General features: G+C 40.4%; 6 protein-coding genes. 2 read left to right on the top strand and 4 right to left on the bottom strand.

Features of this window, described 5'->3' with window-relative positions; all coding sequences use genetic code 11:
• Nucleotides 1-313: 313 nt before the first annotated feature.
• On the top strand, nt 314-778 hold the full coding sequence (locus RMY63_RS40615) for a hypothetical protein (protein ID WP_322734089.1): 465 nt from the start codon (nt 314-316) through the stop codon (nt 776-778).
• 24 nt (nt 779-802) lie between these two features.
• Here the strand turns inward: RMY63_RS40615 and RMY63_RS40620 are convergent, their stop codons facing one another.
• Nucleotides 803-1,039 (bottom strand): four helix bundle protein, encoded by a 237-nt coding sequence (locus RMY63_RS40620; protein ID WP_322734090.1) that lies wholly within the window; start codon nt 1,037-1,039, stop codon nt 803-805.
• A gap of 374 nt (nt 1,040-1,413) precedes the next feature.
• Between RMY63_RS40620 and RMY63_RS40625 the strand changes: the two genes are divergently transcribed.
• Nucleotides 1,414-2,091 carry a hypothetical protein gene (locus tag RMY63_RS40625; protein ID WP_322734094.1) on the top strand — a complete coding sequence of 226 codons (678 nt, stop codon included), beginning with the start codon at nt 1,414-1,416 and terminating at the stop codon, nt 2,089-2,091.
• Here the strand turns inward: RMY63_RS40625 and RMY63_RS40630 are convergent.
• The 3 genes from RMY63_RS40630 to RMY63_RS40640 all read right to left on the bottom strand — a co-directional run.
• Entirely contained in the window at nt 2,075-3,694 is a 1,620-nt protein-coding gene (locus RMY63_RS40630) for an HlyD family efflux transporter periplasmic adaptor subunit (RefSeq protein WP_322734091.1), read from the bottom strand. The two genes, RMY63_RS40625 and RMY63_RS40630, sit on opposite strands and share 17 nt — an antisense overlap.
• A gap of 189 nt (nt 3,695-3,883) precedes the next feature.
• Entirely contained in the window at nt 3,884-6,829 is a 2,946-nt protein-coding gene (locus tag RMY63_RS40635; RefSeq protein WP_322734092.1) for a peptidase domain-containing ABC transporter, read from the bottom strand.
• On the bottom strand, nt 6,826-7,502 hold a 677-nt coding region (locus RMY63_RS40640; RefSeq protein WP_322734093.1), incomplete at its 5' end, for a peptidylprolyl isomerase. The genes RMY63_RS40640 and RMY63_RS40635, both read right to left, overlap by 4 nt.

The following is a 7,502-nucleotide window of genomic DNA, read 5'->3' on the forward strand; positions in this document are numbered from 1 at the left end:
GTTTTGCAGACGAGTCGGAGGGGCGACTCTCCGGCTTAGTTTAACTATGGTAGAAGAACAAGAGGTGAATATATTCAATTTTTATACATAGCTCAAGGTTAGCTTAAAGAACTTGAAACTCATCTTTTACTTTCAATTCGTGTAGCATTAGCTGTTGCTGAAGTGATAAATCCAGTTATTAATCAGTGTAAATTAGTTGGCAAAATTCTACTGGGTTTAATTCGATCTCTTGAAAGTAGAGCGTAGCAGGGTGTGATTCTTTCTGATCGCCTACACCCTACACCCCACACCCCACACCCCACACCCTCACTCTATGCCGAAGCCGTTAGATCCCAAGTGTCAGCTATGTTCCAAACTACCAACAACTCAAGCCAAAGTTTTACATGGAACAGTAGGGGATGGGTGTTGGAATCCACGCATTTGCCACAATCGCCGCTCATTCTATCGCCACCGCTCCCAGAAGAATTCAGCAGAAATTGATTCAGTAACAGTCGAACCACCAGCAACATATTTTGCAGTGCTGTATTTGTATAAAGAACCAGGGGATAAACCATTGCACGCCTTGGGCGCAGAACTCTGGCTGGGGCAACAGCCTATTTGTCGCTTAGAACCAATTCACTGTTTTGGGTTAACGGCTGGTAAAATACGCGCCTATACAGATCAGGTGTTGCAGGCTTTTGCATCTCAATATAGTGTTTCACTATATCAATATAAGGATATGTTTGAGATTGCCTCAAGCTACTGCCCAGTGCGTCCTTGTCCCTTGCATCCAGAATAGTAATTCAAAATTCAAAATTCAAAATTATTTAGAATTATTTGGTTTAGTTTTAACTACTATAGCTGCAATAACTTTGATGATTTCTTCATTTTCTTTAATCAAAGGTAATAATTTATTATCCTCAACAATACCAGTAGTAACTAGTATTCTTAACCAATATTTTGTTTCTTTAGCTTCTTTTAAAGAAATTTGCAATTTACTTACAAAATCAGCTTTACTTTGTGCTGATTGAGATTCTTCTACATTAGCACCAATCGACACAATTCAAAATGCAAAATTCAAAATGCAAAATTAATCAAAGTATTTTCATTACCGAGTTAATCTACAAGCTTCTCCTACTCCATTTTCATAGATTAATAATTTTGAATTTTGAATTAATAATTTTGAATTAGAGCGAAGCGAATGAGGTTCCAGACCGAATTAGCTGTTTATATAAAACTCTTCCTACTCCGGGCTTTTCATCTAGAGTTTTGCACAAATTGACAATTCTTACTGCAAAGTTAAATGTTCTATCTGTGATATGCTGTTGTTGATTCATTATTACATAAATTTATTTCCAATAAATATTTTAATTTTACTAGTACAATTTTACTATTAATAATTTTGAATTTTGAATTTTGAATTTTGAATTCGAGATGAAAATCTGGGATGTGCTGGATGAGTTGTCTGAATCTCCACCAACTTCTTCCCTTGATGCTATGTGGGATTGTTTGGATGCCGAGCTAGAAAATTTACCCTTGGAGGCACAGTTATCAACCGCAGCGCTTGCCTTCAGTCAAATTGCGGATATTCTCAAGTCTCGTGCCGAAGTGCTGTTGCAAGATACCCGCGATCTCAATAACCCAAAGGGGCCAATTGTTAGCACCGATCTCTTTGCTGGTCTAGTGCGGACAACAATGCACCTAGATTTAGATGATTTGATTGAGCCGCAAACACCACAAACCTTTAGACCACATGGCCCACACCAATTTTCATATCCTAACCAGGAGGGTGATTCTGTAATAGCACCTGTTGAAAAAGCGAATGTTTTGGCAATGCTCGATGAGGTGACAACTTTAGAAGATGTCCGTAATTTGGCATCAGATGAGGATGTTCAAAAATGGCAGAGCGCGATCGCTAACTATCTGATAAATGTCAAAGATGAGATTTCTTTAGTTAAACTGCAACGTGTGTTGCAAATGCCGATGGTGGAGGTGTGGTTAGGATTGTTGCTTGGTGGTTTTACCTTGGAGCAACGTGGAGATTTTTATAACAGTCGGAATATTTGGGTGAAAAGCTCAGAAACTTCGGACATTTTCAACGTACAAACTTGAGACTTTCAACACTAGAGCTAAACATATCTGTAAATATGCTCATCACCGTCCGTTCTCGCAGTTTAATATTACCACTGACTGACATCCCAGATTGCAGAAGTACTTTACGCCCATTAATCGAAATCGATTGTTGCTCCAGGCGTACTTTAGCAGGGAAACGATAGAAAGGATAAATTTGGTCTGGTGGTAAGGCATCAGATCCAATCCATACTAGTTTACCTTTGACATCGCCAAACTCACTAAAAGGAAATGAATCAATTCTGACATCAACTATCATCCCCTCTTTAACAAAACCAATATCTTTGTTGGTGATGTAAACTTTAGCAATCAGAGCATCATCAGGAACAATTTTGAGAATTGGTTCGCTGGATGTGACTACAAATCCAGGTGTATGTGCCTTAAGTTCAAAAACTGTACCATTAACTGGGGAATTGATCGACTGATATTGAAGATTCATTTGAGTTTGGCTCAACTGAGAATCATTTTCGGCAATTTTCTTATTATTTTCGACAATGGCTTTAGTAAGCTGAGAATCAATCTCGGAAATTTTTTTGTTATTATCTGCAATTTGGGTGAGCCAATCTTTGCGAGAAATAGCTACAGTTGATTGCAACTTAGCTTGTGCTTGGTTAATAGCAGATTGTAAACGAAATCCTTCTTGGGTAAGCTGGTCAATTTCTGATTGAGCGTTTCTAACTTCTTCTTGTTGCTTAAAGTATTGAATTTTAGAAATTGCCCCATCATTCATTAAGGGGGTAATATTGTCAAGAATCCCCTGATTCATTTTGAGAGTATCTTGTGTGCTAACCAATTTAATTTGGCTTTGGTTGAGTTGACGACTTAATTGGTCAACTTCCAATTTTGCAGCAGTGAAGCGCGCATTCAATTCTTCAGAAGTAGAGAACAATCGTTCTTTTTGTTCGATGGAAAGTCCACTGCTAGAGCCTGTACCATCTAGTTGGGCACGATATAAACGGTTCTCTGCAACTAGAGCAACCCGACTTTTGGTAAGGTCAAGCATTTCATTTGTGACTTGAACATCAGTGGCACTGATTGTAGACCCACCTCTCATTTGAGACTGATAAAATTGATTTTCTCTGAGTAAAGATAGACGAATTTTCTTCAAAGAGTCGAGTTGAGCATTAGCAGTAGTGGGATCAAGCCCGATAAGATGTTCGCCAAGTTTAACCTGCTGTCCATCTTCAACGTAAATTTCTTTAACTACGCCACCAATAGGAGCCTGTATTTCTTTAACCGTACCTGTTGGTTCTAACTTCCCAGTAGCAGAAACTGCTTCTTCAATTTTGGCGAAGTTTGCCCAAATAATTGTACCAGTTGTAACAGCTATCAAACCCCAAAGGATAGCTCTTGACCATTTGCGAGATTGACGGAGAATTACAGGTTGGTCGAATTTGGGGATATAACGGGGAGCAGTATTAACTGGTCTTGGCTGAATATCGGATGTCTCAGTTGATAACTGTTCCAATTGTTGAACAGAAGTTATTGCTGGATTTTGAGAACTGCCATTGCCATTGTTGGAGTGTTTGCCATTTCCACTCCCATTTCCATTCCCATTATTACTATTGCCATTATTAATACTCATAATTATTTAGCTGTTAGCGATTAGCTTTTTATAAATAGTAGACTTGTCGCTTTATAAAAAATTGGTGTGTGGAACCCTTGCTCTGCCTGGCTTGAAAAATCCAAAAACCTTATTAGGCGACAACTCTAGTAGTTAGCGATCAGTTTTAGCTATTGCTAGTTCGTAAAATATATCTTTCTACTTATCCGTTTAAACTTGAGCCTCCTGTTGTTGGTATAGACAGTAATAAAGCCCTGTTAAATCCATGAGTTCTGCATGAGTTCCCTGTTCAGCAATTCGTCCTTGGCTCATCATTAAAATTACATCGGCATTTTGAATTGTCCCTAGCCTATGGGTAATGAAAAATACTGTCCTTCCCTTAAATACTTGGGCTAAATTCAAGCAAACTTGGCGTTCAGTGGCATAGTCAAGTGCGCTGGTAGCTTCATCCAGAATCAACAGTGGTGGGTTTTGTAGTACAGTCCGAGCGATCGCAATTCGTTGTCTTTGTCCCCCTGATAAAGCTGAACCTCTCTCTCCGACTCTAGTTTCATAACCCGATGGCAAATTCATGATAAAGTCATGAGCGCAAGCAATCTTAGCAGCCTCTACAATTTCTGATGGTGTGGCATCAGGCATAGTTAGGGCAATGTTTTCTTGTACCGTGGTATCAAATAACAAAGTGTCTTGCAACACCATGCCGATTTGTTGACGTAGGGAGTAGAGTTCTACCTTATTAATGTCATAGCCATCAATTTTGATCCGACCGGAGTCTAATTCATAAAGTCGAGGTAAGAGTTTGGTTAATGTGCTTTTCCCAGCACCACTTTGACCTACAACTCCAACAAACATACCAGCTTCGATATCAAGGTGAACATTATTAAGTTGTGGGTTGGGGCTTTTAGCGAAGCTGAAAGTAACACTTTCGTATTGAACTGCACCAACAATAGCTGGCATTGGGATGTTATTACGCCCAGCAATTTCTGTTTCCTGGGGAGTATCGAGAATATCAGCCAAGCGTTCTAGAGATAAAGCAGTTTCTTGGAAGTTCTGCCACAATTGAATTAATCTTAACAAAGGACTTGTCACATAACCTGCGATAATGCGGAAAGCAATTAACTGTCCCAGAGTTAATTTTTGCTGTAATACTAGATATGCCCCTACCCACAGAAGTAGCAAACTGGATAATTTGTTTAGGAAGTTAGATAGAGAGCTAGCAGTATTAGAAGTTAAAACATTTTCAAAACTAGCGCTGATATATTTTCCATAGCGAGATTGCCATTGCCATCTAGAATTAAGTTCGATATTCTGTGCCTTGACAGTTTGAATCCCAGAAACCACTTCAACTAAATACGATTGAGTTTCAGCATTGCGTTCAGCTTTAGTTCTAGTTTGGCTGCGAATAATGGGTGCAAATATAAAAGTAATGAGTGCAAAGAGCGGTACTGTTGCCAGCGCTACAATCGTTAGCAGCCAGCTATAAAAAATCATTACTACAATATAAATTACAGAGAAGATAGCATCTAGAACAACAGTCAGGGCAGTACCAGTGAGGAAAGAGCGAATATTTTCTAATTCGTTTATCCGGCTGGATATTTCCCCAACAGGGCGCTTCTCAAAATAACGCAGTGGTAAGCGTAATAGGTGGTCGATTACTTCCGAACCCAAACTTAAATCGATCCGGTTAGTGGTATCTACAAACAAGTTGGTACGTAGCCAAGTAATAATGCCCTCTACTATAGCCATCGCTATGAGCAGAAATCCCAGAACATTGAGAGTATTAATCCCGTTTTGAATGATAACTTTATCAATAATTACTTGGGTGATTAAAGGGTTTGCTAGACCCAACAATTGGACAAATAGTGAAGCAATAAATACTTCAATTAAAACAGTACGATGCTTTTTGATGGCAGGCAGAAACCAACTTAAGCCAAATCGCTTTTGAGGAGTTTCTTTGGTCGGTTGCAACAGAAGTACTTGCCCCTCTTCCCCCCAAGTTTCAGCAAAATCTGCTGGCTTTTTACGGATAATGCCTTGTTCTGGAATGCCAAGAACTAGTTCTTTTTCAGTGGCTTTGTAAAGAATTGCATAGCTATCTTGCCAGGGTATCAAAACTGGTGTGGGTAGTTTAGATATTGCGATGGCGGGAACATTCACCAATTGAGATGTAAGTCCCATCAATTCTGCCAAAGCACCACATAATTGAATGGAAATACTGCTAGTGCGCTCAAAGTTACTGACTAAGGCACGACGCAAGACATCGCGGCGAAATGGCATTCTGTTATGTTGCGCTAGCATTTGAAAACAGGCAAGAGTTCCATCTACAGGGCCACGACCCGATATATGCGGGTATTTAATTCCTTGCCCTGCCTCTACTTCTTCTGTTTCTTCTGGGCGCTCTGGAGCGAATGGAGCGTTTGCCCAAATTCCAGTATCTGACAATGAGGCGATGTTAATGTCAGATTCAGCCATCGGCAGTGTCGGATCGGTAAAACCAACTAAGCGAACTTCTCCAGTAATGTTACCTCGATCTGAGCCAGGATAAAGTCTTTCGCCAACATCATAGTTAGACCCTTTACTGCTAACTAACCATAGTAAATTAGGGTCTAATTGCTGAAGCGATGTTTTGCCTGGGGGCAAGTTCAGGATTGTGGCTTGTTTTACAGTCGCAATCGCAAGTTCTTTAAGATTATCGGGAATCTTGCCCCGGCGTTCTAATTCTGCACCCAATAAATCAAAAACTTCAATGAGACTGCAATGTTTGCAAAAAGCATTCGCTATAGCAGATTCGAGTTCTATTAGACTTAAAAAATCTGAGGCTTTTAGGGTTAAGCAAAGAGTTTCTACCGAAGCGATCACAGTTTCACACGGTACACCACGTAGCAAGCTTGTCCAACCAATGATTCCTCCTGGTTTTAGTAGTTGTAGAGTATCAGGGGCAGAAGCATCTGGGGCATATCCTAATAAACGGGCTTGCCCCTGGTAAAGAATGGCTACTCTAGCTGGAAGGGTTTCTCTAACCAAAATTGCTTGCCCCATACGATAACGCAAAGGTTCAAGTTTTGCTGCAAGGAGCTCAACACTGGTTATAGAAAGCTGATTAAATGGGTAGATGGTGGCGAGGAATTCTTGAATCGTGGTAGTGCTTTCTATCATCTTGTTATTAAAACTGGAGCAGGTGCATCATCAAGTATGGTCAATTGCGCTTTGCTGATTTCTTCGGCTAACCAAGTCTCAAATAAATGATTCAGGAGGGTGGAGCGCATGGCATCATCTAATTGAGCCGGAATTAGTTTTTCCAGTCGCACAATCACAAACCACTCATCCAATTTCATCGGCGGCCATAACTGTCCTGGCTGTGAAATGGTCAGTTTCTGTGCGATCGCTGGGTGGGGTTGACTCATGGGCACAGGCCCTAGCATCCCTTGAGTCTGAGCTTCAGCACCTTGTGAATAAACACTTGCACATTCAGCAAAGGTCTGTTCTCCTGCCTTGATACGGAAATAGAGTTCTTGGGCCACCTCTGCATCGGATGTACGGATTAGCGAATAAATTACTTTGTCTAGCTGAGACTTACATTGCAAAAAATAAGATTCTAGCTTTGTCCCCCAAGTAGCTTGCTTTAACTTCTCAATTTTCAGTTCTCGCATTGCAACAGCTTCTAGTTGCTCAAGGCTCATGCTGTAATACTTTAAAGCTTTTGCCTGCGCTTCTGGTGTTGTCAGCTGATTGTTTTGGTAGAACTGCTCTATGACAATAGCTTTCTCTTCTATAGTTATAGCAACGGACAAGGCGATTAGGACGCTGTGCGAAGCACATCTTCCATAGC

The organism is Nostoc sp. ChiQUE01b (genome assembly GCF_034531255.1).
Classification (GTDB): Bacteria; Cyanobacteriota; Cyanobacteriia; order Cyanobacteriales; family Nostocaceae; genus Nostoc.